Source organism: Caulobacter rhizosphaerae, assembly GCF_010977555.1.
Lineage (GTDB): Bacteria > Pseudomonadota > Alphaproteobacteria > Caulobacterales > Caulobacteraceae > Caulobacter > Caulobacter rhizosphaerae.
Genome location: NZ_CP048816.1, coordinates 136,320 through 162,821, shown reverse-complemented (window position 1 = coordinate 162,821; position 26,502 = coordinate 136,320). Strand labels below are relative to the sequence as shown.

The following is a 26,502-nucleotide window of genomic DNA, read 5'->3' as shown; positions in this document are numbered from 1 at the left end:
AAAGCGTTTAGCGCTCTCAAAAGTCCGAGACGGGCCCTGGCTCTCGGGGGAACCGCGGGAGCGGCGGGGATTATTCTGGCCCTGCAATTGACCACGCCCGCCACCGCGCTCGGCCAGGCGGAGGCCGCTCAGGTCGACGCCGCCGGCTGCGCGGCGTTGAAGGGCAAGACCCTCGGCGGAGCGCTGGTCCAGGACAGCGAGGTCATCGCCCAGGGCCAGTCGCTGATCAAGACTCCTTTCGCTGAGTACAAGGCGCCCGTTAATTTCTGTCGGATCAAGGCGACGGCGTCGTCTGGCCCCGGATCATCGATCAAGCTGGAAGTCTATCTGCCGCCCGCCTGGAACGGCAAGCTCGTCGGCGTCGGCGGCGGAGGCCTCTCGGGGGGCCTGACCAGCGCGGCGCTCCTGTTTGGTCCGCTCATGCAAAAGGGCTATGCGGGCGTAGCCACCAACGCCGGCCACGATGACGCGACCGACGCGGCCTGGGCGATCGACGCCCCGATCCGGATCAAGGATTTCGGGCACAACGCCAACCATCTTGGCGCGGTGGCGGCCAAGGCCGCCCTGGACGCCTACTATGGCCGGCCGGTGACCAGGGCCTATTTCCACGGGTGTTCCAACGGCGGCCGCGACGCCTTGATCCTGGCTCAGCGTTATCCGGCCGATTACGACGGCATCGTCGCCGGCGCGCCGGCCGCCGACTACACCGGGGTGATGGCCTCGTTCATGCGCGACGGCCTGCTGTTCAAGAACACGCCCGGCCTGCAGGGACTGCGCGCCAAACTGCCGCTGATCCATGACGCCGCGATCCACAAATGCGACCGTCTGGACGGGGTGGCCGACGGCGTGCTGGAGGATCCGCGCGCCTGCAAGTTCGACCCGGCCGAACTTCAGTGCAAGCCGGGCCAGGACGCCGCCCAATGCCTCACACCGGCCGAGATCGGCTATGTCCGCGCGGTCTACAAGGGCACGTACGGAAAGCGCGGTCAGCGGATCTATACGGGCCTGCCCGTCAGCAGCGAGAAAGGCGAGGGCCTCGCCGGCTGGGGCCCATGGTTCATGGGGCCTCCGGAGGCGGGCAGCGGCTTGGCCCGCGAGTTCTACCGCGGCCTGGTCAAGAACGATCTCAAATGGGATTCTCAGGGCTTCGACCTGGACGCCGACCACGCCCAGGCCCGAGCCAAGGTCGGCGCCGATGTCGACGCGATCGATCCGAACCTGACGCCCTTCGTCAAGCGCGGCGGCAAGCTGCTGATCTATCAGGGCTGGGAGGATCCGGCGATCCCGGCCGGCGCCACGCTCGAATACTACACCGCCGTGCGCAAGCGGATGGGCGCCAAGACCGACCAGGCCGTGCGCCTGTTCATGGCGCCGGGCATGGCCCATTGCGGACAAGGGCCGGGCCCCAGCGTGCTCGATCCGATCGGTGACATCGACCGGTGGATCTCCAGCGGCGAGGCTCCCGACAGGATCATCGCCAAAAAGCCGGATAACGCCATGGCCGCCTTCCTGGGACAGGAAACCAAGACCGTCCGCAGCCGCCCGCTGTGCGCCTTCCCGATGACCGCCCGCTACAACGGCTCGGGCTCGACCGACGAGGCGGCTAACTTCTCCTGTCGTCGCCCGGCGGACGCCAAGAGCTAGGCCTGGGAGCCACGACCGACAGGCCCGGAAAGCAACCCAAGGGGCGCGTCTAGGACGCGCCCCTTTTGCGTTTGCCTCTTCAGGGCTTCAGCGGATGCGGACCATTGATTTCGGACACCAGCCGAACAGGGCCCAACAGACCGGAGTCGAACAGAGGGGCGTCGGCCCCATAGAACGCCATGGGCGCGACGGTCACGGGCTTGGCGCCCGGCTGCTTGTCGCCGATCAGACGGTTGCGCCAAAGATTGACGACCCGTACGGCGATCTCGTTGCGCCCCGGACGAACCATGTCGGTCACGTCCAGCCGATAGGGGGGCGCCCAGGCCACGCCCACCGCCTTGCCGTTGACCGAAATCGACGCCAGTTCCCGAACCTGGCCCAGGTCCAGATAAAGCCGCTGGCCCGATCGGGCCGCGACCTTGGGGACCTCCAGCCGCGTTCGGTAGGTGGCCGAGCCAGAATAGTACTTGGTGGCCGCATCCGGCGCCTGGGTCCAGGAGGCCAAGGTCGTCACGGTGGTGGGCGGCGGCGCGGCCAAGCCCGGGCCGAAGGTCAGGCTCCAAGGCCCCTTGGCCTGCGCCACCAGCGTCTCGGCGCGCGCCGGCGCCTGGAAGCTCTTAAGGGCGGTCGCCTTTCTGAACACCACGAAGGCCGCTTCCCCGGCCTCAAGGCGCAGCGAGGTCTCGGTTCCCCCGTCGCGCGCCACATAGCTGGCCGGGGCCATGCTCGCATTGGTCGCCCGCCAGATCTCGGGGGCCTTGCCCTCGACGCGGAAGAAGGCGCGGACGTCTTCGGCGCGATCCTTCTGGTTGGAGACAAAGTAGATGTCCGCGTCATCGGTCCGCCGATGCAGGGACAGCAGTTCGGCGTCGGGCGCGCCCGACAGACGCTGGTCGGGCGCGATCTTCTCGCCCGCCAGCGCTTGGTCCAGGCTGGCATAGACCCGGCCCGCGCCGAGCGCGCGGCCCGCCGGGCCGATCGCCGCTTCGCCCCAGATCTCGCGAGCCAGGGCGGCGATCTGCGCGTCGTTGGAGGCCAGGCCAAGCCCGCCGATCGGTTTGGGCGCGACCAGAACGGCTCCCGACAGCACCAGGTCGCGGATCTTCTGGAGCGCCGGGGCGGTCATGCGATCGACCGTGGGCGGCGCGTAGAGCACGCGATAGCTCATGCCCGAGGGCGTCACCACACGGCCGTCCTTGACCGACAGCAAGGTCAGCAAGGCCTCGCGATTGACGTAGTCGTAGGCGTAGCCTGGCGGAACGTCGGTATTGGCCTTTCGGCGAAAGAGCTCGGTCAGAGTCCGGTCTTCACCATAGAAATAGGCGACATCGGCGACATACCGGCCTTGCTGCAGCAGGTAGGAGGTCCGGGCCAGATAGGTCAGCCACGGGGCGGCGTCCTCGGCCCAGGTTTCATTGCGATTGAAATACTGGCCAAAGATCGCCAGCGTCAGGCCCGGCTTGGCGTCGATGAGTGGCTGCTGGCGCGACTCGTGGAGCAGGATCCGGTTGATCCCCAGGGCGAAGATCCGGTCGGCGACCGGCTTGAGCATGGCCGGCGAGAACGACCACGGATCCTGACCGGCGGCCACGGTCAGCGACTCGGCCGCGGCCAGCGGCTTTCCGTAGACGTGGGCGGCGGACGCGGCTTCCTGCAGGTCGGCCCTCAGGGACATTTGCCCAGGCCCCGACGCGAAATCGCGATACCAGAACTCCGCGGTCGGGATGTCCGACCGGGCCTTAAGCGCCATGCCATCGCCCAGGACCCGCGGATTGTCGCCGGAGGCTTCGGTATAGTAGGTCATGCCGCGCTGGTGCGCGGCCTTGGCGAGCACGCCATGATGAGCGTCGGCCAACAGTTCCTTCAAGGTGAGCCTGTAGTCCCAGAGGAATCGTTCGCTGGCCGCGGCGCTGTCGACCACCCGCCCGGCGAGCACTGGCGCGAAGGGGACGGGATCATAGCCTCGCCGACGCTTGAACTCGTCCAGAAGCCCCGGCGTCCAGTTCTGGAAGCCGGCCTCCCAACTGTCGGTGATCAGGGCGTCCACGCCGGACGGCCCGAGCCTTCCACCGCTGGCCTGGTCGTAGAGGCCCAGATAGGTCTCGGCGTAGCGCCCCACCGCGGCGGGATCGAGCTTGTCGACCTCCAGCCCCGTGGCCGCCGCCTCGGCCGGCCCGTTGGTCTGGCCCGTCAAGGTCCAGCCGAACCGCAGAACGGTCCAGTTTCCTTTCGGCGGCGTCCAATCTAGTCGGCCATCGGGCGAGAGTTTGCTGGAGAGGTCCATCACCTGAGCCGCGGCGATCGCTCCGCCCCGCGTCAGCGCCGGCGTCGGGACGGCGTCCGCCTCGATCGAGGTCTGGAACCCCGCCTTGGCCTCGAAGCGGTTCACCCGAGGCGAGGCGAAGAAGGCCAGGGTGTCCAGGGTGATCGCCTTGGGACGCGGCGGAACGCGGGCCAGCGAGGGCGGCAAGCCCGGCAGCGGCGGCGGCGGCGCGAGCAATGAAAACACAACCCGAAACCGCTGTGCGACGGTGGCCGGAAAGGCCAAGGTCTGCTGCGGGGCGGGATGTTCGACCCCGCTGGGCGCCACCAGGGTCTGGTGTGTGAGCACACGCCAGGCGCCGGTGAGGTCGGCGGCCTGGACCTCGACGTTCACGCCATTGCCGGTCGCCACGGCGACGGCCGACAGCAAGGTGGGCTTGTCGAAGCCCGCCTCGACCCAGGCCGCGCCGTCCGGCGACAAGGGCAGGCTCGCCGCGGCCCGCTCGGTCGGTCGGGCTAGCCTGGACAGGTCGGCGGCCGGATCGTTGGCGCTCAGACGCGGCGTCGCCGCCGAGTCCTCCAGGGATGAGGTGGGGAAGGCCACCACCAAGGCGTCCGCATAGATCGGACCGGTCAGTTGCTTGGCCGCGCTCTTGCCGGCCACGCCCTGGAAAGGCCCCACCGCGATCGGCGGGCCGGCCAGCGTCGCCTGCGGCGCTCGGCCGCCGACAAGTCGCGTTTCGCTCCAGACGTACTTCTTCATGCCGTCCGCCGGCGGTACGAACACGCCTCCGGTCTGGCTCCAGCCCGGCGAACCGGCGATGCCGACTTCCATCTTCGCGGCGTTGGCGCTCTGCACCGACTGACGGAAAACCTCTTGCCACCCGGCGCTCATGAACGGCAGGGGCTGATCGACCAGCTTGGGCTCGCCAAAGCCGCCGCCCGAGAAGACGTGCACGCCGCCCACCCCGATCCGTTGCATCCAGTCCAGATCAAGACGCGCGCCTTCGGCGGTGACGTTGCCCTCCATCCAATGCCACCAGAGGCGAGGCTTGGCCGCCTGCGGCGGCCGGACAAAGCCCCCGGCCAGGTCGTCGCTGGCCGTCTGCGCCTGCGCCAGGGCCGGCCAGAGCAACAGCCCCGAAATCACCAGGGCGCTGGCGCGGTCAAACCGCGCGCGGCGCGTGGGAGACGATGCGCGGAAGGGAAGGAGGGGACGCGGCATGACGACTTCCTGGATTGACGAACAGAGGCGCGGGCGACGGATCGCGCGATCAAGCCCTAGGGCTGGAGCGACTCCAATATCTTGAGCGCCTCGAGGCGGGGCGCGACGACGACTTGCGGACCGGCGTTGGTGAATTCCAGCAGTTGCTCGGCCTCAGAATAGGCCGGCCAGTCGAGACCGAACGACGGCTTGGCCTTGGCGAAATCCGTCCAGAAGGCGCTGACCGTCCTGGCCTGGGCCGCATCATTGGCGTCGGTGGGCCACGGCGAGGCCCCAAGGGTGTTGAACACATATTGCCGCTCGGCCGCGTGGGGCGTGCCTTTCAAGCCGGTCGCCGCCGTCGGCAGAACCGAGAACTGGTAGGCGAAGGTGGGATGGCCGTTGCGGGCGTGCAGCTTGGCCAGGTTTCGGCCCGGCTCCACGAACAGCAGGTCACTGGCGACGTTGTCGGCATAGGCCTGCGGGCTGGGGTAGGCCTGCTGAAGGCGGGTCTTCAGGTCGGCGGAGAACCGCGGGCTGGCGCTCATCATCAATTCGGCCAGGGCGGGCGGAAACGGCGCCTCCAGGTTGTTCCACCCCACCACATAGGGCAGGGGGGCTTCCAGCCCCTTGGCGAACGCGTCCGCCGGCCGCATCGGCAGCAGGGCCCCGTCGATCATCGGGCCTTCGCCCTTCATCAGATCGAGCGCGCCCCATTTGAGGATCGCTTCCGCAGGCAGGGCGCGCAACTGCTCGGCTGTGGGGTTGAGCAATCCCGCCTTGGCGGTCACCGCTCGACCGGCCTCCTGCGCCTGCGCAAAGCCATAGGCGCCCTCTCGACCAAGACCCGACTCGACGATGGCCCTTGTGAAAAGGCCGCGCGCGAGGGGCGACACCATCAGGTCGTTGACGGCCACGCCGCCGGCCGACTCTCCAAAGATCGTGACATGGCCTGGATCGCCGCCGACCCGGGCGATGTTGTCGCGAACCCAGCCGAGCGCGGCGATGATATCCATCAGGCCGTAGTTGCCGCTCATCTCCGGTCTTGGACCTTCGCTCAGCGCCGGATGGGCGAAGAAGCCAAATCGGCCCAGTCGATAGTTCAGCGTGACGACCACCACGCCTTGGCGCGCCAGGGCGTCTCCGTCGTACAGCGCCGCGGTGCCCGAACCATTGATGAAGCCGCCCCCATGGATCCAGACCATGACCGGGGCGCGCTTGGCCGCCGCCGGCGCCCAGATGTTGAGGGTCAGGCAATCTTCGCTCTTGGGCAGGGGGCCCACCCCATTGTCGGCGGAATTGTAGTCCTGCTCGCAGATCGCGCCGACCTTGCCGGCGGGGCGCACGCCGCGCCAGGCCTCGGCCTTCTGCGGCGGCCGCCAGCGCAGGGGTCCCACGGGCGGCGCGGCGTAGGGTATGGCCTTCCAACTGGCCACGACCCCGTCGCTCAGCCCGGCCACGCGCCCCGAGCCAAGCTTGATCTTGACGACCTTGAGGGGCGAGGCCGCCTCGGGCGGCGCCGAAACTGGCGTCGGCGCTTGCGCCCTGACCTGTCCAACGCTCGCGCCCAGCAGCAGAAGGGCCGCGCAAGCGAGCAGGCGGTTGGTGAAGTTCAAGGGCGATCGCTCCCAGGCTCGAGAAACACACCAAACCGATGTCGGCGAGATCGCCAGATCTTGCATCCGCCCAGCGGCCGATCGACCCTGGCATCCTGCTCCCCTGGCGGACTCTCAAGGCCAACGGCGGGGTCCGGACGAGGAAATGGATACAGGGTGGACTGCTTATATGTCAAACCGCGTCGCGCGGCGCCGAACCCTAACCCGAGCTTCTCGCCGCTCCGCGCAGGGCCGCGCGCACCTTGTCCAACGCCGCCATGGCGTGCACGAAGTCGTCAGCCTCGAGCGGGAAGGGAGCCTCCCCCAGCACCGCGCCCCGCACGGCCGCCAGCTGGGCGGCGTAGCTGCTGGGGCCGTCGACGGTTTCGGTCCGTTGACGGTCGCCCACCTTGACGATCAGTTTGTTGCCCAACTGAGGCGCTAGCGGATTGAGCGCCAGAAGCATGCCGCGATCACCCTCGATCTGCAGGCGCGCGGTGGGCCGCTCGATCGTCATGGACGCATAGGCCCGACACTTGATGTCGCCGGCGAAAACCAGATCGGCCTGGAAGGAGCCGTCCACGTCCCCAATCGGCTCCTGGCGCGCGCCGAGAACCTCGAACGCTTCACCGGCGATCCGCCGCAGCCAGGCCATGGGATAGGCGCCCAGATCCATCAGGGCCCCGCCGCCCAGGTCGGCTTGCCAACGCAGGGGATCTTGCGGGTCGATCGGCGCGCCGAACATGGCGTCGATCTTGCGCACGCGCCCGATCTCGCCACTGGCCAGGATCGCCTGAATACGGGCGAACATACCGTGATGAAGCGAATGCATCGCTTCGAACACGGGCGTTCCGGCGCGCGCCGCCGCGCGATGGATGACCTTGGCCTCGGTGGCGTTGAGCGTGACGGGCTTTTCGATCAACACCGGCTTGCCGGCCGCGATCGCCGCCAGCGCCTGACCGACATGGTCCCGGGGCGCGGTCGAGATGTAGATCAGATCCAGGTCGGGACATTCGACCAGGGCCTGATAGTCGGCCTCGGCGCGCGTTATCCCGTGCGCTTGCGCATAGGCGTGGGCCCGCTCGGGATCACGCGCCGCGACCGCGACGACCTCCACCCCGCTCATCGCGGCGGCGGGCTCAAGGATGGCGTAGACCGCCACGCGCGAAGCGCCCAGCAGCCCAATTCTAAAGGGAGTCAATGTCGATCCTGGCTTTGGCGTGAGCGGCGCGTGGCCGAATCGATACAAGCAGGATTGCCTGCACGTCAATCCGTGAGCCGGGCGGCTGAATGTCACGCGCCAGGCTAGGGCGACGCGCCTTCATCGAGCGCTATGGGATGGCGGCCTCCTGATCGCGCAGGGCGGGCTTGAAGACCTTGCCCACGGCCGTGAGCGGCATCACGTCGATCACGCGCACGAAGCGGGGGCGGGCGGCCCGCTCGGCGATCCGGGTTTGGGCGAACTCCGCCAGGGCCTCGGCCGAGACCGTCGCGCCCGGCTTGAGTTGGACGTAGGCCACCGGCACCTCGCCGGCGTGTTCGTCGGGCCGTCCGATCGCCGCGGCCAGGACGACGTCGGGATGGGCGTAGAACGCATCCTCGATGACGGCCGGGTCGATGTTGTGCCCGCCGCGGATGATCACGTCCTTGGACCGTCCGCGAAGCCAGAGCCGGCCGTCCTCATCGACCGCGCCCAGATCCCCGGTGTTGAGCCAGCGCTCTCCGGCGTCATCGAGCAGGAACACCCCCGTGTTCTGGTGCTCCAAGACATAGCCCTGGAAGACATTCGGGCCGGCGAGCATCACCTGGCCGGTCTCTCCCGTCGCCGCATCGCCCAGCCATTCTCCGTCGGCCGTCAATTGGGCGATGCGCACCTTTTGAAAGGGGATCGGGAACCCCACCGATCCGGCTCGTCGCGCGGCGGTGAGGGGATTGAGCGACACCGTGCAGGTGGCTTCGGTGAGGCCGTAGCCCTCGGCGATCGCCGTTCCGGTGGCGGCCTCGAACTGGCCGATCAGTTCGGGGGACAGGGGCGCTGCGCCGCAGATGACAAATCGCAGCGACGATAGATCCCGCCCTTCGCGCGGCGCCAGCAGCAGGCTCGACAGCAGGGTCGGCACGGCGCTGAACATGGCGACGCGGTGATGGTCGACGATGTCCCAGAAGCGGCCGATCACCCCCGGGCCGCGAAAGCCCTGCGGCGTTCCCAAAATGACGTGGGCGCCCATGAACAGACTGGCCAGGCCCGTCACCATCGCGCCGTTGACGTGGAAAAGCGGCAGGCCCGCGAACACCACGTCCCCAGGCTTCAGGGCCGATCCCAACGCGCGGGAGCCCATGAAGGCGTTGGCCACCTCGTTGGCGTGGGTGCGGCGGGCGAGCTTGGGCGCGCCGGTCGATCCGCCCGTGCCGAACATCGAGGCAAGGTCGTTGGCCGCCGGAGCCACCGGCCGACCGGCAACGCCGAGGTGATCGCCAGACTGGGCGTCGCATCCGGCCTGGAACGCGGTGATCCGCACGGTCTTCGACACGCCAGGTGTCGGGGGCAACGCACGATCGCCCATGACATGGCGGGCGAGGTCGACCAGAACCAGGTCCCTGATGGTCGGCGCCGCAGCCAGGGCCGCAACGGCCTTTTCGTAGAGATCCACGCCCGGCATGGGCGCCAGGGTGACCAGCACGCGCGCGCCGCTGGCCCTCAGAAGATCGGCCAGACCGGCCGGTTCCAACAGAGGATTGATCGGCAAAGCCACGCCGACGGCTTCAGCCCCCCACAGGCTGAAGAGCATTTCGGGCAGATTGGGCAGATAAAGCGCCACCGCCTCGTCCCGCTCCAGGCCCAGGCTGGCGAAGAGATTGCCCGCGCGGGTCACGGCCTCGGCATAGTCCTCGAAACTCCAGCTGACCGTCCGCTGATGGCTCTCGGCGTCCAGGAAGAACGACAGAGCCTTGGCCTGACTGTAGCGCTCGCTCGCCTGCAGGATGAGATCATAGGTCGTGGTCGGGAGCGCCTCTGGCCATACGGCGGCCTCACGGGCTTCGGCCTTGGTGTTTTCGACGCGGGATGCGGATTGAAGGTCGGCGACCATGGGCCTCATGTCTCCAGGCCGCCCAGGGCGGCGAAAATGCGTAAAAGCGATCACGGCGCGCGAGCCCGCGTCGTGCGATCGGGGCGATCAGACGCCGTCTTCGTCCTGCGCCAGGCGAAAACCGGTTGGATCGAGACCCTCGATGACGCCGCTCACGACCAAGCCATTGTCGCTGTCGGGATCGAAAGCCTCGATCACGTAGACGCGTCCGGCGTGAACGCCCAGATGCGGCAGGTCCGCGCCCGCGCGAACCACCCGCGCGCCTGGATCAAATCCTGGCTTGTCCATCGGTCATCCTACGCCTGAACACCGTGATCACGCCGCCTGATCGGCGACGCCCACGGATTCGCAACCAGTCGGGTTTGTTTGTTATCTACGGTTATGAACGATCGACGGGATCTGCAAAAGCGCCAATTGAAGATCACGACGCCGAACCGCGTCCCAGGGCGAGCCCCGCCTAGGCCGTTTCGGCCTTTTCCCTTTCACGGGCCCTGAGCAGAAAGCGCTGCACCTTGCCGCTCGGGGTCTTGGGCAGGTCGTCGACGAACTCGATCTCGCGCGGATAGGCGTGCGCCGAGAGTCTCGCCTTGACCCATTGCTGGAGCTCTTCCGCCAAGGCCGGACTTGGTCTGACAGAAGGGCGTAGAACCACGAAAGCCTTGACGATCTCGGTGCGCTGGGGATCGGGCTTGCCGATCACCGCCGCCTCCGCGACGGATGCATGATCCACGAGCGCGCTTTCGACGTCGAAGGGGCCAATTCTATAGCCGGAGGAGGTGATGACGTCGTCGGCGCGGCCCACGAAGCTGAAGGAGCCGTCCTTGTTGAGCTCGACGATGTCACCGCTGAGATAGTAGCGCGGATCGCTGTCGCCGCGCCCCTCGTAGCCCGAAAACCAGAACAGCGGCGAGGCGGCGATGTCCAACGCCAGCACACCAGGGGTGTGGGGGGGCAGCTCGTTATTGTTCTCATCGAGCGCCACGACCCGGTGGCCCGGCGAGGGGAAGCCAGCCGATCCTGGAGCGATCGGATGGGAGAGCGCGTGGTGATTGCACACCACCATCCCCAGTTCGGTCTGACCGTAGTGATCATGGATCGGCGCTCGCAGATGGGCCGCGAACCAGCGAACCACGTCCGGGTTGAGCGCCTCGCCGGCGCTGCTGACGACGCGAAGCTGGCCCGCGATCGGCGCCACGGCCTGCGGACCGGCGACGAGGAACTGGCGAAAAGCGGTCGGCGAGCCGGCCAGGTTGGTGATCCCGTGCTCCTTGATGATGGCCACCGCGTTCTGGACGCTGAAGCCGCCCTCGAAGAACAGCGTCGCGTGCCCCATCGCCAACGGCCCCGTGACGGCGTAGTAGAGACCGTAAGCCCAGCCGGGATCGGCGATGTTCCAGAAGCGCTCGCCCGGCCGCAGGTCGACGGCGTCGCGCATGTAGGCCACGAAGGCCGCGATCGCCCGCAAAGGAACGAGCAAGGCCTTGGGCGCGCCCGTCGTTCCCGATGTGCACATGATCAAAAACGGATCATCGGGACTGCCGGGAACGGGCTGACAGATCGAGGATTGCAGCGGCAGCGCCTCCGCGAGGCTGATGTCATGGGCCAGCCCCTGGTCGCTGTGACGCGTGACGAGGATGCGCGCCATATGCTCCATGCCGCCGAGCTTGGCGCGGTTGGCGGGATCGGCCACCACGATCTTGGCGCCGGAAACCTCGAGGCGATGCTTGATGGCCAGAGGACCAAACGCGGTGAACAGCGGCTGATAGACCGCGCCCAGACGCCAGGTCGCCACGATGAGCGCCAGCAGTTGCGGCGTGCGCGGCAACAGACCCGCCACGCGATCGCCCGGGCCGACGCCGTGCGTCTTGAGAAGATTGGCCAGCCGGCTGGAGTCTTCTCGCAACTGGTCGAAGCTTAGCGTCAGCCGTCGGCCATCCTCATGAGCCCAATGGAGGGCGGCACGTCCTTGTCCGCACCAGCGATCGCAGCACTCTGTCGCCGCGTTCAGGCCCGCGTCGCCGCCGTTCGACAGGACCGAAAGCGCCGCCTGAAGCTCAAACCCGTCATAGGTCGCAAAATAGTCCGCCACGCCCATCCTCCCAGGTCCAGGCCGCCGCCCAACACGCGCCTCGTCCCATGTTTGAGGCCGACCCTATTGAAGTCGATGTTAGAAGCAAGACGCACTGCTTGTTACATACGGTGACTAACCTCACTTGCGCTGGCGGCCTGGCGGCGCGCCCCCCTACAATCGACCCGCCTCGGCGCGGACCGCGCTCGTCTGAAAGAGAACCAGGACATGACCCAATCCGCAGATCCCGTCGTCATCGTCTCGTTCGCCCGCACGCCGATGGGCGGTTTCCAGGGCGCGCTGTCCGGGGCCAAGGCCACCGAACTGGGCGCGACGGCGGTGAAGGCGGCGATCGAGCGGGCCGGCGTCTCGGGCGACCAGGTCGAACAGATCTTCATGGGCTGCGTCCTGCCGGCGGGCCTGGGCCAGGCCCCCGCCCGCCAGGCCGCCGTCGCGGCAGGCCTGCCGCTCTCCGTCGAGGCCACCACGGTCAACAAGATGTGCGGCAGCGGCATGCAGGCCGCCATCATGGCCCACGACGCCCTGGCGGCCGGCAGCGCCGACATCATCGTGGCCGGCGGCATGGAGAGCATGACCAACGCCCCCTACCTGCTGACCAAGCACCGCTCGGGCGCGCGCATCGGCCACGACCAGATGTGGGACTCGATGTACCTGGACGGGCTGGAGGACGCCTACACCCCCGGCAAGCTGATGGGCGCCTTCGCCGAGGACAGCGCCGCCACCTACCAGTTCGGCCGCGAGGCCATGGACGATTATGCGGTCAAGGGCCTGGCCAAGGCCCAGAAGGCCGTGACCTCCGGCGCCTTCGCCGCCGAGATCACCCCGGTGACCATCACCACCCGCAAGGGCGTCGAGACGGTCACCCAGGACGAGCAGCCGCTGAAGGCCGACGCCGCCAAGATCCCGACCCTGCGCCCGGCCTTCAGCCGCGACGGCGGGATCACGGCGGCCAATTCGTCGTCGATCAGCGACGGCGCCGCCGCCCTGGTCATGACCCGCGAGAGCGTGGCCAAGCGCCTGGGCCTGCCGATCGTCGCCAAGGTGGTCAGCCACGCCGCCCACGCCCACGAGCCGGGCCTGTTCACCATCGCCCCCGTGCCGGCCATGAAGAAGGCGCTGAAGAAGGCCGGCTGGGACGTCGCCGACGTCGACCTGTTCGAGGTCAACGAGGCCTTCGCCGTGGTCGCCATGATCGCCCAGCAGGAACTGGGCATTCCGGCCGACAAGCTGAACGTCAACGGCGGCGCCTGCGCCCTGGGCCACCCGATCGGCGCGTCGGGCGCGCGCATCCTGTGCACCCTGATCTCGGCCCTGCAGGCGCGCGGCGGCAAGAAGGGCCTGGCGTCCCTGTGCATCGGCGGCGGCGAAGCCACCGCCATGGCCGTGGAGCTGGTCTAGGCCGGCGTGTAAGGCGGCGCGACCCGCGCCGCCTTCCTTCAACCCAGATCGCGCGAGATCAGCAGGCGCTGGATGTCGCTCGCGCCCTCGTAGATCTGGCAGACCCGAACATCGCGATAGAGACGCTCGACCGGGAAGTCGGCGAGATAGCCATAGCCGCCATGGATCTGAATGGCGTCCGAACAGACCTTCTCCGCCATCTCCGAGGCAAAGAGCTTGGCCATCGAAGCTTCGGTCAGGCAAGGGCGATCGGCCTGTTTGAGGGCCGCGGCGTGCAACACCATCTGCCGCGCCACGGTGATCTGGGTGGCCATGTCGGCCAGCCGGAAAGCCACGGCTTGGTGTTCGATCAGCGGCGCGCCGAAGGCTTGGCGCTCGCGGGCGTAGTCGCGCGCGGCTTCAAAGGCGGCGCGAGCCATGCCCACCGCCTGGGCGGCGATGCCGATCCGTCCGCCTTCGAGATTGGACAGCGCGATCCGATAACCCTGGCCCTCCTCGCCCAGTCGCAGCGAGGCCGGCACGCGCATGGCCTGGAACGAGAGCGCGCAGGTGTCCGAAGCGTGCTGACCCAGCTTGTGTTCGACCTTGTCGACGACAAAGCCGGGCGTGTCGGTGGGCACGATGAAGGCGGAGACGCCGCGCTTTCCGGCCGTGGGATCGGTCACCGCGAACACGATCATCACCTTGGCGTTGGCGCCCGAGGTGATGAACTGCTTGGCGCCGTCGATCACATAGTCCTCGCCCTGGCGGACGGCCCGGGTGCGCAGGTTGGACGCGTCCGATCCGGCTTGGGGCTCGGTCAGGGCGAAGCCCCCGATCCACGCTCCACGCGCCATGGCGGGCAGGAAGCGCCGTTTTTGCTCTTCGGTCCCATGGCCAAGGATGGGGCCGCAGCCGACCGAGTTATGGACGCTCATGATGGTCGAGCAGGCCCCATGGGCGGCGGCGACCTCCTCGACGGCCATGCTGTAGGCGATCGCGCCCACCTGCGATCCGCCATAGGCTTCCGGCACGAGCATGCCCATGAGCCCCATCTGGCCCATTTCAGCCAGTTGCTCGGCGGGGAAGACATGATCGCGATCGTTGTGCGCCGCGACCGGAGCCAGGCGGTCCTGGGCGAACCGTCGGACCGCATCGCGCAGTTCGAGGGCGTCGGCGGGCGGCAGCAGCGGATTCTCCGGCGTCGCGCTGGGGACGTCGTTCATCGCGCGGCCATTCGCAAGGCGCCGTCCAGGCGGATCGCCGCGGCGTTGAGGTAGGCGTTGCGGCACATCTCAACGACCAGGGCGGCGTATTCCTCGCCCGCCCCCAGGCGATCGGGAAACGGCACGGTCGCCGCCAGGCTCGCGCGAACCGCCGCTGGCAGCCCCGCCATCATCGGGGTCTCGAACAGGCCCGGCAGGATCGTATTGACCCGAACGCCCTCCGAAGCGAGATCACGGGCGATGGGCAGGGCCATGCCCGCCACGCCCGCCTTGGAGGCGGCGTAGGCGGCCTGTCCGACCTGACCGTCCTCGGCCGCCACCGAAGCCGTTGAAATGATCACGCCCCGCTCGCCGGTCGCCAGCCGGTCAAGACCCGCCATTCCCAAGGCGCTATGGGCGATGCACCGGAACGTGCCGCCGAGGTTGACCCGGACGACCCGATCGAAATCGTCGGTCGCCGCCGCGATCAGCACGCCATCGGTCTTTCGTCGGGCGACGGTCTTGGCGCCCAGGACAATGCCGGCGCAATTGACCAGGATGCGCTCTTGGCCATGGGCCGCGCGCGCCGCCGCCAGCCCTTGGACCACATCGGCGTCGGAGGTGACGTCCACGCGGCAGGCCAGGGCGCCGATCTCGTCGGCCACCTGCGATCCACGTTCCAGGTTCATGTCAAAGATCGTGACCTTGACGCCTTCGGCGGCCAGGCGGCGGGCCGTGGCTTCCCCGAGGCCCGAGGCGCCTCCCGTGACGATCGCGCTGAGGCTTGAATTGAGCTGCAAGGGAAAACTCCAGAAAAGACTGATGGACCACGAGGTCCGAACCGACAGCCCCGGCCGACCAAAGCGGCGCGGGCGGATGAAGGGATTGGAATCGGGCGAGATCGGCTGACCAAGCGCCTCCAGGACTGGAAGAGGGACGGCTCGCCGCCGCCCGGGACGACGGCTGAACGAAACGCCGCGCGGCGTGTCCCGCGCGGTCCCCTGGCAAGGGCCCGCCCGATCGCGCGGACCACCCAGGCGGGGCCTATTTCTCCGTCTTGCCCTCAACGAGCAAGCCGGCCGCCATGTCCTTGAACGTCGCGGGGATGCCGGGATCGGCGCAACCCGGCTTCATAGTGGCGGTCAGCGCCTTTTCCGAAGGCAGTGCGAAGGCGCGGTCTGTCGGGATATAGCCGACATTACCCGGCAGATGCGTCACCACCATCGTCCGGTCGAACGGCGACTGGGCTTTGACCGCCATGCCGATCTCGGTGAAGACCTCGCCGCCGACGCCCGCCAGGGCGATGTCGCCAACCGTCATCAAGGTGAGCGGAATCTTGACCGGTGCGCCGTCGACCATCTCCACCTTGGTCGGAGCCCAACTCGTGGCCGCCGGAAGGGGCGGGGCTCCGGGCTTGGCCGGCGCCTGACCTGGGCAGACCAGAACGGTGGTGCGAACCTTGAGCTCCGCGCTATCGGTGGTGTCGCTGGTGGCGTTGACGACCCGCACGATCTCCTCGCCAAGGCGCCGCGCCTGCGCGTCCAAAAGCGTCCAGCCGCCGACGCCGCTGTCCTTGAAGGCGCCGTCCTGGGTCAGATAGACCGAGGTGAAAATCGGATTTTGGTCGCCGGCCGCGCCGGAGGTCCAAAGCGCCACCACATCGGGGCCCAGATGCTCCTCGACGTAGCGAGACGTCGCCCCCGGCAGGTCGCCGGTGATCTCCAGCTGGCCGTCCTTGGTCTTGGAAAAGAACATGACCACGCCGTGCACCGCGTAGTTGGCGTAGACGGCGATGGGTTTGCCGGCCATGTCGGTCACCGCCATCACCGCGACGGTCTTGTCCGACGGCCCTTCCGGCGCGTAGCCCATGGTGTAGCGCCCGGCGATCTTTTCATCCCGGTTGCTGTTCACATAGGCCTTGCCCGTTCGATAGCCGATCCGTGCGGGCCGCAGGCGTGCGTTCGCCTGGCGCGCCGCGTCCAGAACGCCCTTCTTGATCAGGTCGAAATAGGGGTAGGGGGCGTCTCCCAAGGCCATGAACGGCGCGCTATGGTCGTGCGTCGCCGCCATCAGGATATGATCGCGCGGAACCTGGAGCTCCTTGGCCAGGCTGTCGAGCAACTCATCGGTCCGGGCAAGGCCAGGCGAGTCGATGCTCACCAGCAGGACCTTGTCCTTGCCGCTGTCGAGGATCAGGGTCCGCACGAACAGCGGGTCGTGGATCGAGGCCGGCAGCACGCTTGGTGTCGGCGTGATGTCCACCCGGGCCGCTCCCGCGCGCAGTGGTCCGGCGACCGAGACCGCCGGCGCCAAAAGCGCCGCGCCCATGGCCAAGACCATCAGATCCTTCCTGTTCACTTATCCCTCCCTGGTGGGTCCTCGATCAGATTCATGCGCCGCCGCCACATCCAGGATGCGGCCCGTCAGGCCTATTCGCATTCTAAAAATAAACAGTCGATCCGTCTTGTAAATGCCTAGGGTTCGGAGATAGTGCTGCGCCGTCCCAAAAGGCCAAATGCGCCCGCTAGGACGCCCCGCGAGGAGCAAGAGCACGCCGCCGGCGCCCCTCCAGCGCCGGACCAGGGAGGGGAATCCATGCCGTCACCGCGCCTTCACGCCAAGCAAGGCCGAGGTCATGACCTGATCGGCGCCGTCGGCCCGATGACCGCTGCTGTCTTGCTCAGCGGCGCCCTGGCCGGGCCGGCCTTCGCCCGGCACGATGGGGCAAGCCCCCCGCCCAGGTCCGTCGAGGCCGATCGGCTCGAGCGTGACTTCAAGGATCCGCCGGCCGGGGCCAGGCCCCGCGTCTGGTGGCACTGGATGAACGGCAACATCACCAAGGACGGCATCCGCAAAGACCTTGAATGGATGAAGCGAAGCGGGATCGCCGGTGTGCAGACGTTCGACGCCAACATCGCGACCCCACAGATCGTCGACCGGCGACTGACGTTCATGTCCGCCGAGTGGAAGGATGCGTTTCGCTTCGCCGCCAGCGAGGCCGACCGCCTCGACCTTGAGCTGGCCATCGCCTCCTCTCCAGGCTTCTCCGTCACTGGAGGCCCTTGGGTCCAGCCCAAGGACGGCATGAAGAAGATCGCCTGGAGCGAGACAACCGTTCAGGGCGGGGCGCCGTTTCAAGGCAAGCTGCCAAGACCTCCTGAAACGACCGGCCCTTTTCAAGATACGGCCTTCGATGACATGGTTTCGCTAAACCCGACGGCGGACACGGTCGAAAAGCCGCGCCTCTATCGAGACACGGCCGTATTCGCCTACCGCGTCCCCGTCGGGGAGCGATCGCTCCAGACGACCGCCCGTCTGAACGGCAAGGCGATCGACGGGTCGTCCCTGTCCGATGGCGCCTTCGCCAGCGGCGTCACCGCGCCGCGCGGGACCGGCGGCAAGCCCACCGTCCTGGACCTCACGCTCGACAAGCCCCAGCCCGTGCGATCGGTCACCTATTTCACGCGGGGCGCCTTTCGGTTGTTCCGGCCTGGAATTGTCATGTCCCGGCTCGAAGCCAGTTCCGACGGGATCACCTGGCGCAAGGTCGTCGATCTGCCCCCCTCGACCGTGCCGGTCACGCTCAGCTTCGCGCCGGTCGAGGCCAGGTTCTTTCGCTGCGTGATGATGACCGTGGCCGAGACGTCGATCATTGGCGCTCAAGGCGGAGCGGCGGGGTTCGATCAGAGGACCTTCGACGCCTACAAGGGCCCTTCCGACCTTGAGATCGCCGAAATGCGCCTGTCGACCGAAGCCCGCGTCGACCGTTGGGAGGCCAAGGCTGGCTTCGCCGACCTTCCCGCCGCCTACGCGCCGGATCCAAACCTGAATACGGCCGAACCGGGCGTTTCGAGCCAGGACGTGATCGATCTGACCGGTCGCATGGCCGCCGACGGCGCCCTGACCTGGACGCCGCCTCCCGGCCGATGGCGGATCGTTCGGATGGGCTGGTCCTTGCTGGGCACCACGAACCATCCGGCCAGCCCTGAGGGGACCGGACTGGAGGTCGACAAGATCGATCCTGCCGCCGTGCGCCGCTATCTCGAAACCTATCTGGCCTTGTATCGGGACGCGGCGGGTCCAAGCCTGATGGGCAAGCGCGGCGTGCAGGCCTTGCTCACCGACAGCACCGAAGCGGGGAGCTTCAACTGGACGCCGGGTCTGCTGGAGCATTTTCAGCGGTTGCGGGGGTATGATCCACGTCCCTGGCTTCCGACGCTCACGGGCGTGATCGTGCAATCACGAGCGCTCACCGACCAGTTTTTGTACGATTATCGGCGCACGCTCGGCGATCTCTACGCCACCGAGCACTACGCCACGGTCGCGCGCGTCGCCCATGAAAACGGGCTCAAAGTCTATGGTGAGTCGCTCGAGGGATCCGCGGGGGTCGGGGACGACCTGGACATGCGTCGCTACGCGGATGTCCCGATGGGGGCGCAATGGACGTTTGGGCGCGACGCCAAGCCCCAGCCCCATCATGAAGCGGACATGCGCGGCGCGGCCTCGGTGGCCCACGTCTACGGCCAGAACATTGTCGCGGCCGAGTCCCTGACCTCAGCGGAACACCCTTGGGCTTTCGCGCCCGCGGACCTGCGCGCCACCATGGACCTGATCTTCGCCAGCGGCGTCAATCGACCCGTGATCCACACCTCCGCGCACGTGCCGCGCGACGATCGCGCGCCGGGCCTGTCGCTGTGGATCTACGGTCAGTATTTCAACCGAATGGAGACCTGGGCGGGAATGGCGCGCCCATGGATCGACTACATCGCGCGCAGCAGCGTGTTGCTGCAGGCCGGACATGCGGTCGCCGACGTCGCCTATTTCTACGGCGAGGACGCGCCGATCGGCGCGATGTCCGCCGCCGGCCTGCCGGCCGACCTGCCCACGCGCCACGCCTACGATTTCGTCAGCGCCAGGACCGTGCGCGATGACCTCAAGGTGGACGACGGGGATGTCGTCGCGCCGAGCGGGGCCCGCTACCGCGTCCTCTATCTCGGCGGCTCGAGCCGACGCATGACCTTGCCGACCCTGCGCGGGATCGCGGCGCTGGCCGAGCAGGGGGCCACGATCGTGGGCGAGGCGCCGACCAGCTCGCCGAGCCTCGAAGGGAGCGCATCGGATTATGCGCGCCTGGTGCGAACCCTATGGTCGGGCGAGGCGGTGACGACGGTCGGCCAGGGACGCGTGATCGCCGGGCCGAGCGTGGAAAAGGCGTTGGACCTCATCGGCGCGAAGCCGGATTTCCAGATCCAGAAGCCCGAGACGGCCGCCGAGGTGCGGTTCGTGCACCGCCGCCTCCCCGACGGCGACCTCTATTTTGTGAACCATCGCGGCAAGCAAGCCGTCAACCTGGAGGCCCGCTTCGGTGTGACGGGCAAGGCGGCGGAGATCTGGCGCGCGGACGCAGCCTCCATCCAGCCGGCGTCCTATCGGATCGAAGGTGATGGAACGGTGGTGCCTCTGAACCTCGCCGCCGAGGACTCCCTCTTTGTCGTCTTCCGACACGACGCCACCGGGTCTGCAAGGACCGTCCCGCCACAAACCGCCCAGGTGATCGCGGAACTCGGCGGAGCCTGGAACGTGACCTTTCAGCCTGGCCGCGGCGCGCCGGCCGCCACGACGCTGTCCAAACTTCAGTCGCTGAGCGAGCAGCCTCAGCCCGGCGTTCGATATTTTTCAGGCGTGTCGACCTACCGCAAGACGATCGAAGCGCCACGATCCTATCGGCCTGGCGCTCCGGTTCTGCTGGACCTGGGGACGGTCGGGGATGTCGCCGAAGTCTGGATCAACGGCCAGCGGGCGGGCGTGGCTTGGCAAGCGCCTTATCGGGTGAACCTGGACGGCTTGCTAAGGCCCGGCCGCAATCGGCTTGAGGTTCGCGTGGCGAACCTGTGGGTGAACCGACTGATCGGCGACGCGCAGCCTGGCGCCGCGCCCATAGCCTACGCCGCCACCCCCGCCTACACCGCCGACGCGCCCCTGCGCCCGTCGGGCCTGATCGGTCCTGTGCGGCTGATGACGACGCGCCCGTGAGCTGAACGGGGCGCCGCCCGCAGGCGGCGCCCCGTCGCGATCAATAGCGATGGTAGACCGCGTTCAGATGCGCCCGTCCCACGCCGGGCCTGGAGAAGTCACAGACCCCGGCCGGAAATGTTCGCGTCAGCCGCGCCCATTGCTCTGGCGTGAAGGCGACCTTGTAATCGCGTGGGTCCGCTCTTTTGAGGTCGCACTTTAAAACGTCCACCGACAGCGGACCGCCGGCGACCACACGCGGATCCGAATAGAAGGGATAAAGGCTGTTGGCCTGGCTCGGCCCGGTTAGGGTCAGGGCCTCGGCATGCTTGACCCCCTGACTGTCGAAATAGGCGTCCACCGCGCCGGCCGGCTTGTAGCGCACGACCTTGGCATGGGTCGTCGGCCCCGGCGCCGCGGACAGCGCGTCGAGCCACTGCGTCATAGCATCAAGGGCCTGCGCCGCGACGGACTCGAACTTCTTCCGGTCGTTGCTCGCCACCCAGAACACCGCGTTCTGGGCGTCGCCATTGGCCTTGCGCATCCGCTCACGGATGACGATGTCGCGGAGCCGGTCATGAATGTCACCGGCCGGATCGTTATAGGATCGGAAGGACAGGATCGGCAGGCTCGCCAGTCCGCCACCGCCGGAATTGACCAGACCGGCCTGATAGAGACGCCGCAACCCCACGGGGTCCGCGCGCATCCGCTCGGCCTGGAAGCCGCCGTCCGTGTCGTACCCGCCGATCCCTTCGTTCAGGTCCAGGAACTCGTTGACGGAAATTCGGCCGGCGTTGAACGCGCCAAGGCCGTATTGAAGGCCGATATTGTCGTCATAGCGATAGGCGAAGCCGGTCGTGGGATCGCGTCCGATCTGGTTGACCCGCCAATCGGCCGCCGAACACCGCGCCCCGCGCCGGTTGGAACGGGCGTCATAGACCAGGCTCTGATCGGAGAGGGCACAGCCTGGCTTGTTAGCCGCCTTGATCACCGGCACGAACAACAACTCCCACAGCCTGCAGGTGGAGGGCGCAAATCCCGATACGGCCTGGCGCTTTTCCTGGGTCCACACCGTCGCGTCGGCCTTGCGCCAATAGTTCTCGAGCAGGCCGCAGTCGGCGATCATCGGCGAGCTGTCGGGGAAGGCCGCTTCGGGCTGAATGCCGTCCAGCAGGCCAGGATAGATCTGCGCGATCAGATATTGCTGGATCGCGCCACCCGATCCGCCGCTGCCAACCGTCCAGCGCGGCGCTCCGTATTGCTCGATGAAATGCTCCTTGATCATCATCAGCGCCTCGCCCTGGAGCACGGCGTTGGCATGGAGATCGTTGACGAGTTCGGAGGCGACGATGTGCGCAAAGCCCCGCGACAGGAACAGATCGCTCAGAACCGTCTGCATCGGAACCAAGCCCTGATTATACTTCGCGCCGCCACCGCCGCCGAAGCTGACCGCGAGCCGACCGTTCCATGCCGATCCCGTCCCCCGCGAGGGAGGTCGGCCAGGATCTTCCAATGTCGCGATGCGATAGATCGTGCGGTTGAGCGTCCCCGTTTCGACCCGGACGATATAGGGGACGCTCACGCCCTCGATCGTGGTTGTCCGCGCCAGATCCTCAGGCAGGGGGCCGGCGGGCAAGGGTTTGAAGAGGTTCGTCGTACTGCGATAGAACCAGTCGATCCGCGTCGGCGCGTTGCAGTTGTCGTCCAGCGCCGGTCCCAGTCCCGCCTCGACCGTTCGACACTCGTAAGGTCGCATGTGCGGCCCGGACAGGATCGGACCATTCTTGGAATGGTTGACGATCGTCAGTCGCGCCGTGCGCCGCCCAACGCGCGCGACGAGGCCGTTTTCACCCTCACGCAACCCCATCACCAAGCCGACCAGGCTTCCCCGCGCCGGATCGGCGCGCAACGCATCGACCGCCGCGCCGTTCACCGTGAGCTTGACCGCCTCACCATCGGCCCCGACGACCTCGACCAGCGTGTCCCCACCGGAAACGAGCGTGGGGCGCGGCGAGGACAGCACCTTGATCTTCAGTCGTTCGGCGGCGCGCGCGTCAGACAGACCGGCGGTGATCAGAAATATGCCGACGGCCGCGCCGGCGATCCTTCGAAACACGTCTTGCCCTCCCAGGTCGTTTTCAGTTTGCCACTCAATAAAAGCAGGTTGACCTGCCTTTATCATCTGGCGCGACGCAGGTATATGAGAACCGGTACGTCAAGCGAGCCCCAGGCTGACCAACACCACGGAGGTCAGGGCGAGACGTCGGCACGAAGCTGGCCCTGGGAGAGGGCCGTTGACGCGAACGCAGAAGAGGGGCGGGCCGGCGCATTCGCGGACCGTCCGCGGCCTCAGGGAGGAAAACGCATGATGAAGTCTTGGATCTTGGGCGTGGCGGCGACATGCCTGGTGGCGGGGGCGGCGGGCGCGCAAAGCACGACGGATATCCCCACGCCCGCCGGGGCGCCGGCGGGCGCGCGGACGATGCCCGTCTATGGCAAGGCCAACCCCGGCAAACTGAGCGACGAGATGCTCTTCGGTTCGGGCAGCGAAGTGCGCAACGTCACCTATCCCACCTTGACCGCGGTGCTGCCCAAGCCCGGCACGGCCAACGGCTCGGCTGTGATCGTCGCCCCCGGCGGCGGCTTCATGTTCCTGTCGATGGACGGCGAGGGCTGGAAGGTCGCCCAAGCCCTCGCTGACCGCGGCTACACCGCGTTCGTCCTGAAATATCGGCTCAGCCCCACGCCCAAGGACCAAGCGGCGTTTCAGGCCGGGGTCATGAAACTGATCATGGGCATGGCCGGCCCCGGCCCGAAGCCGCAGATGGACACCACCGACGCCACCAAGGACGCGCTGGCGGCGCTCAAACTGGTGCGCGGCCGTTCGGCCGAGTGGGGGATAGATCCCAAACGTGTCGGCATGATCGGTTTTTCGGCCGGCGCGATCACGACGCTGCAGGCGGTTCTCGGCGCCGACGGCGACGGCGATCCGGCGACCACGCCGCCCGACTTCTTCGGCTATGTCTACGGCCCGATGGAGTCGGTGCAGGTGCCCCAAGCGGGGCCGCCGATGTTCGCCGCGCTAGCGATGGACGACGGCATGTTCAGCAAAGGTGATTTTGGGCTCGTCACCGCCTGGCGCGACGCCAAACGCCCGGTCGAACTGCATATCTACCAGGCTGGCGGCCATGGCTTTGGCACGGGCAAGCCTGGCATGACGAACGCATTGATCATGCCAGAATTTCTCGCCTGGCTCGAGATGCAGGCGCCTGCTCGGCAAAAGCCTTAGGCGATCAGGCTCGCCGCCAAGGGCGACCGGTGGCGCGGGCCACCGGCCGCTCGCCCTCGACCGCCCGCGCCACCCTGACGCGGACCCGCCACCGCGCGCGGCGGGAGTCCAGCGCCCAAGGAAAAGGGCCCAAGCCTTGCTGGCTTGGGCCCGTCTTGCGCGATCGATCGGGTCGATCGGCGCAGTTTATTTCAGCGCCGCCAGGTCCTTGTCGAGTTGATCGATCTTCTCGGCGGGAATGGCGCCGCCCAGCAGCTCGGACAGCTGCCGCATGCTCAGCGCCTTGAACTGATCGTAGGCGGGGTTCTTGTCGAGATCCGGGAAGATCTTGAGCAGCACGGCCTTGGAGGCGGGCGCGGACATCAGCGTCTCGATCGGCGTGTTCGCCGACAGGACGCCGGCGGCGGCCGGAGCGGCTTGGCTCGGAGCCGGCGCGGGCGCGGGCGCGGCCGTCTGGGCCAGGGCCGGGCTGGCGACCAGAAGCAGGGCGGTGGCGAGGTAGCGCTTCATGTGGGTTTCTCGTCGAAGATCTGGCGGTAAGGACAGACTCTCTAGCGTCGCGAGCCGATACAATACAAGCAATATATCCTGCTTAAAACTTTTGTCATCCACCGCCGCGAAGGCCATCAAATCGAGATCGCCGTTTCCGCCTCAGACCAAGCCCGCTTCATCGGGCTCTGAGTCGAACACGCCCGTCTGAAGCCCCGCCCGCAGAAGGGTCTGGAGCAGGGGCACCGCATCACGCACGGCCTCATCGTTCACGCCCATGACGTTCATCATCGCCAGCCCGTGCATGGCGCCGACAATGAGTTGACGAAGGGCGCGAGAGGGCCCCCGCGGAAATTCGCGCAGCAGTTGGGCGCTCGCGGCCGCATCGATGCGTTCCAGGATCGGCGTGAGCTTGCCCGCCAGTTGCGGGTCGCTGCGCGACCCTTGAAGGACCTCCAGCACGGCGATGCCGGAAGGCTGGCTCAAGACCTCCCACACCGCGGCGGGATAGGCCACCAGGCGCTCCCTCGGCGCCTCCGCCCCCGTCAGCAGCCGCCTGTAGAGTTCGACGTCCCGCGCGAAGGTCTCCTCGACGACAAAGGTCATCAGATCGGCCTTGGACGGGAACTGATGCAGCATCGCCCCGCGGCTTATGCCGGCCTTTTCGGCGACCTTGCTCGTGGTGGTCGAGCCGTATCCATACTCGAACAGGCACATGATCGCCGCATCAAGGAGCATCGATCGGGTCGCCGCGCTGCGCTCAGCCTGGGTCCGACGCCGAAACTCGCCCGCCACGCGCGGCGGATCGGAACTGACCTGGCGAGCGCCTCGAGACTGGACTTTCGGCATTGCGCACTCGTTCGTGGAACCACTGGCCATCCGCGCGACCGCGGAAGGCGCTTACGTTCAGTATTGCATGTTTGTAATGTTGGCGCCACAGTCCGATCAACCCGCGAACGACAAGCGGGAAGCGGAGGAACGTCCCATGGATATCAGTCTTTCGTTTTATCAGCCCCGTCGCGCGCCGCGCCGCCCTCGCTCGCTGGCGCTCGGGACGTTGTTTCTCGCGGCCGTGGCGGTTGGCGTGGCGGGGGGCGCCGCGTCGAGCGCCTGGCGCTCGAGAGCCGAACCCCAAGAGGTCGCCGCGATACCGCTTTGCAGCCAAGCGATCTTGAACCTGTCTTCAATCGCCCTGGCTGACGCCATCACCCACGCCGACACCCAGACAAGCGGGGGCTGCAGGTTCAGCGCGCCTCGCGGCGGCTGAGCGCCCGTCGCCGTGCGCTGAAAAGCCAAGGCCCCGCCCGAGGCGGGGCGATCGCCTTGCCGGCGGCGCGCCGATAAGGAGGCGAGAAGCTGGTTAGGCCGCCGCGGCCAGAGACTCCCTGCGGGGACGCAAGGCCGAGGCGCCCAGGCGCAGAGGCAACGTGAGCGCTCGCTCGGCCTCCACCTGCGCCACGCGTCGGCGAAGGATCTCGACCGTCGGCGGACCGTCCAGGGACAGGTAGGTGATATCCCTAAGACTATAGCCGGCGGTTCTCAGCGCCAGGATCAATCGCAGATGGTCGAGCACTCGACCATCGACGATGCGATGGCGCCCCGGACTTCGGCGCAGTTCGATGACACCAAACTCCTCCCACTGACGAAGGCGCGCGCGGGACAACCCGATCTCAGCCAAGGCGCGCTCGGCCGCCGAATGACTGAGCACGCCCCTGCGAACGCGTCGGGGCGGCGAGGCGCAAACACCGCCAGCCAGCCCCATGCGGCGGTCGGCCCGTTCGAACATCGCCTGGGCCGCCTTGGTGAGCGGTCCGCGATAGTCCTCCCTCGCGATCATTGCGACACCTGTTGGTCATCGACGACGGCCAAGCGACGCAAACCCGGCAAACCTTCGCCGCGCGCGGCCTGACGGACGGCCTCGAGTCGGGCGACCGCCTGACGGGCCCGGACCAAGGCCGCGTCGACCACGGTGTTCACGCGCAGCGCCTGGGCCGCTGGATCGGCTTCCCGATCGAGGATGTCGGCCACCGCGCTGAGGGGCAAATCCGCCGCGCGAAGGGCCACGATCAACTCCAGGCGCTGCATGCTGGGACCGTCGTAAGCGCGCGTGTTGCCCCTCGGCCGCTGAGGCTGAACCAGCCCCATGGCCTCATAGTGACGCAGGGTGCGATGCGTTACGCCAAGCCGGACTGCGGCTTGGGAAATCGACATGGGGGCGATTTGGGGCGTTGACGCCCGCGCGACTTT

Annotated in this window: 18 protein-coding genes; 4 read left to right on the top strand and 14 right to left on the bottom strand. The window is 67.6% G+C overall.

Annotated features, from left to right (window positions below):
* Positions 1-87 precede the first annotated feature (87 nt).
* Positions 88-1,644 carry a tannase/feruloyl esterase family alpha/beta hydrolase gene (locus G3M57_RS26800; RefSeq protein ID WP_163233967.1) on the top strand — a complete coding sequence of 519 codons (1,557 nt, stop codon included), beginning with the start codon at positions 88-90 and terminating at the stop codon, positions 1,642-1,644.
* Between the two features lie 79 nt (positions 1,645-1,723).
* On the opposite strand, the gene G3M57_RS26795 is transcribed toward G3M57_RS26800, so the two are convergent.
* The 6 genes from G3M57_RS26795 to G3M57_RS26770 all read right to left on the bottom strand — a co-directional run bounded on the left by G3M57_RS26795 (position 1,724) and on the right by G3M57_RS26770 (position 11,883).
* Positions 1,724-5,131 (bottom strand): glycosyl hydrolase, encoded by a 3,408-nt coding sequence (locus tag G3M57_RS26795; RefSeq protein ID WP_163233966.1) that lies wholly within the window; start codon positions 5,129-5,131, stop codon positions 1,724-1,726.
* A gap of 56 nt (positions 5,132-5,187) precedes the next feature.
* The gene (locus G3M57_RS26790; RefSeq protein WP_163233965.1) at positions 5,188-6,726 is read right to left on the bottom strand and encodes a carboxylesterase/lipase family protein; all 1,539 of its coding nucleotides are present in this window, start codon (positions 6,724-6,726) and stop codon (positions 5,188-5,190) included.
* 199 nt (positions 6,727-6,925) lie between these two features.
* Positions 6,926-8,002 (bottom strand): Gfo/Idh/MocA family protein, encoded by a 1,077-nt coding sequence (locus G3M57_RS26785; RefSeq protein WP_163233964.1) that lies wholly within the window; start codon positions 8,000-8,002, stop codon positions 6,926-6,928.
* 34 nt (positions 8,003-8,036) lie between these two features.
* Positions 8,037-9,794, bottom strand: coding sequence for an acyl-CoA synthetase (locus G3M57_RS26780; protein ID WP_163233963.1), 1,758 nt, complete (start codon positions 9,792-9,794; stop codon positions 8,037-8,039).
* Positions 9,795-9,881: 87 nt separating this feature from the next.
* Entirely contained in the window at positions 9,882-10,082 is a 201-nt protein-coding gene (locus G3M57_RS26775; protein ID WP_163233962.1) for a hypothetical protein, read from the bottom strand.
* A gap of 169 nt (positions 10,083-10,251) precedes the next feature.
* On the bottom strand, positions 10,252-11,883 hold the full coding sequence (locus G3M57_RS26770) for an AMP-binding protein (protein ID WP_230983861.1): 1,632 nt from the start codon (positions 11,881-11,883) through the stop codon (positions 10,252-10,254).
* Between the two features lie 207 nt (positions 11,884-12,090).
* Between G3M57_RS26770 and G3M57_RS26765 the strand changes: the two genes are divergently transcribed.
* A complete protein-coding gene (locus G3M57_RS26765) occupies positions 12,091-13,281 on the top strand; it encodes an acetyl-CoA C-acyltransferase (protein WP_163233960.1) in 1,191 nt (396 codons plus the stop codon).
* A gap of 38 nt (positions 13,282-13,319) precedes the next feature.
* Here the strand turns inward: G3M57_RS26765 and G3M57_RS26760 are convergent, their stop codons facing one another.
* The 3 genes from G3M57_RS26760 to G3M57_RS26750 form a co-directional block, all read right to left on the bottom strand.
* Entirely contained in the window at positions 13,320-14,486 is a 1,167-nt protein-coding gene (locus G3M57_RS26760) for an acyl-CoA dehydrogenase family protein (RefSeq protein ID WP_163233959.1), read from the bottom strand.
* The gene (locus G3M57_RS26755; protein ID WP_163233958.1) at positions 14,483-15,265 is read right to left on the bottom strand and encodes an SDR family NAD(P)-dependent oxidoreductase; all 783 of its coding nucleotides are present in this window, start codon (positions 15,263-15,265) and stop codon (positions 14,483-14,485) included. The genes G3M57_RS26760 and G3M57_RS26755 overlap by 4 nt, the downstream gene beginning before the upstream one ends.
* A 244-nt stretch (positions 15,266-15,509) precedes the next feature.
* Complete coding sequence (locus tag G3M57_RS26750; protein WP_163233957.1) at positions 15,510-16,823, bottom strand: hypothetical protein; 1,314 nt, start codon at positions 16,821-16,823, stop codon at positions 15,510-15,512.
* Between the two features lie 237 nt (positions 16,824-17,060).
* Here G3M57_RS26750 and G3M57_RS26745 point away from each other — a divergent pair, with 237 nt between their 5' ends.
* Complete coding sequence (locus G3M57_RS26745; protein ID WP_230983862.1) at positions 17,061-20,498, top strand: glycosyl hydrolase; 3,438 nt, start codon at positions 17,061-17,063, stop codon at positions 20,496-20,498.
* Between the two features lie 40 nt (positions 20,499-20,538).
* Here G3M57_RS26745 and G3M57_RS26740 read toward each other — a convergent pair whose 3' ends face one another.
* A complete protein-coding gene (locus G3M57_RS26740) occupies positions 20,539-22,593 on the bottom strand; it encodes a DUF6351 family protein (protein ID WP_163233956.1) in 2,055 nt (684 codons plus the stop codon).
* Between the two features lie 273 nt (positions 22,594-22,866).
* On the opposite strand from G3M57_RS26740, the gene G3M57_RS26735 reads away from it, so the two are divergent.
* On the top strand, positions 22,867-23,766 hold the full coding sequence (locus tag G3M57_RS26735) for an alpha/beta hydrolase (RefSeq protein WP_230983878.1): 900 nt from the start codon (positions 22,867-22,869) through the stop codon (positions 23,764-23,766).
* A gap of 186 nt (positions 23,767-23,952) precedes the next feature.
* Here the strand turns inward: G3M57_RS26735 and G3M57_RS26730 are convergent, their stop codons facing one another.
* From G3M57_RS26730 to G3M57_RS26715, 4 genes are all read right to left on the bottom strand, one after another.
* Positions 23,953-24,276: a hypothetical protein gene (locus G3M57_RS26730; RefSeq protein ID WP_163233955.1), complete on the bottom strand. Its 324-nt coding sequence runs from the start codon at positions 24,274-24,276 to the stop codon at positions 23,953-23,955.
* A 141-nt stretch (positions 24,277-24,417) separates the two neighbouring features.
* Positions 24,418-25,104, bottom strand: a complete 687-nt coding sequence (locus G3M57_RS26725; RefSeq protein ID WP_163233954.1) for a TetR/AcrR family transcriptional regulator — start codon at positions 25,102-25,104, stop codon at positions 24,418-24,420.
* A gap of 511 nt (positions 25,105-25,615) precedes the next feature.
* Complete coding sequence (locus G3M57_RS26720) at positions 25,616-26,092, bottom strand: helix-turn-helix domain-containing protein (protein WP_163233953.1); 477 nt, start codon at positions 26,090-26,092, stop codon at positions 25,616-25,618.
* Positions 26,089-26,466, bottom strand: coding sequence for a MerR family transcriptional regulator (locus G3M57_RS26715; RefSeq protein WP_163233952.1), 378 nt, complete (start codon positions 26,464-26,466; stop codon positions 26,089-26,091). Before G3M57_RS26715 ends, G3M57_RS26720 begins: the two co-directional genes overlap by 4 nt.
* Positions 26,467-26,502 lie beyond the last annotated feature (36 nt).

What these genes read in the sequence shown, in the direction of transcription:
- G3M57_RS26795 (WP_163233966.1), bottom strand. Translation starts at nt 5,131, where the DNA reads ATGCCGCGTCCCCTCCTTCCCTTCCGCGCATCGTCTCCCACGCGCCGC.
- G3M57_RS26780 (WP_163233963.1), bottom strand. Translation starts at nt 9,794, where the DNA reads ATGGTCGCCGACCTTCAATCCGCATCCCGCGTCGAAAACACCAAGGCC.
- G3M57_RS26775 (WP_163233962.1), bottom strand. Translation starts at nt 10,082, where the DNA reads ATGGACAAGCCAGGATTTGATCCAGGCGCGCGGGTGGTTCGCGCGGGC.
- G3M57_RS26765 (WP_163233960.1), top strand. Translation starts at nt 12,091, where the DNA reads ATGACCCAATCCGCAGATCCCGTCGTCATCGTCTCGTTCGCCCGCACG.
- G3M57_RS26760 (WP_163233959.1), bottom strand. Translation starts at nt 14,486, where the DNA reads ATGAACGACGTCCCCAGCGCGACGCCGGAGAATCCGCTGCTGCCGCCC.
- G3M57_RS26745 (WP_230983862.1), top strand. Translation starts at nt 17,061, where the DNA reads ATGCCGTCACCGCGCCTTCACGCCAAGCAAGGCCGAGGTCATGACCTG.
- G3M57_RS26730 (WP_163233955.1), bottom strand. Translation starts at nt 24,276, where the DNA reads ATGAAGCGCTACCTCGCCACCGCCCTGCTTCTGGTCGCCAGCCCGGCC.
- G3M57_RS26725 (WP_163233954.1), bottom strand. Translation starts at nt 25,104, where the DNA reads ATGCCGAAAGTCCAGTCTCGAGGCGCTCGCCAGGTCAGTTCCGATCCG.
- G3M57_RS26720 (WP_163233953.1), bottom strand. Translation starts at nt 26,092, where the DNA reads ATGATCGCGAGGGAGGACTATCGCGGACCGCTCACCAAGGCGGCCCAG.
- G3M57_RS26715 (WP_163233952.1), bottom strand. Translation starts at nt 26,466, where the DNA reads ATGTCGATTTCCCAAGCCGCAGTCCGGCTTGGCGTAACGCATCGCACC.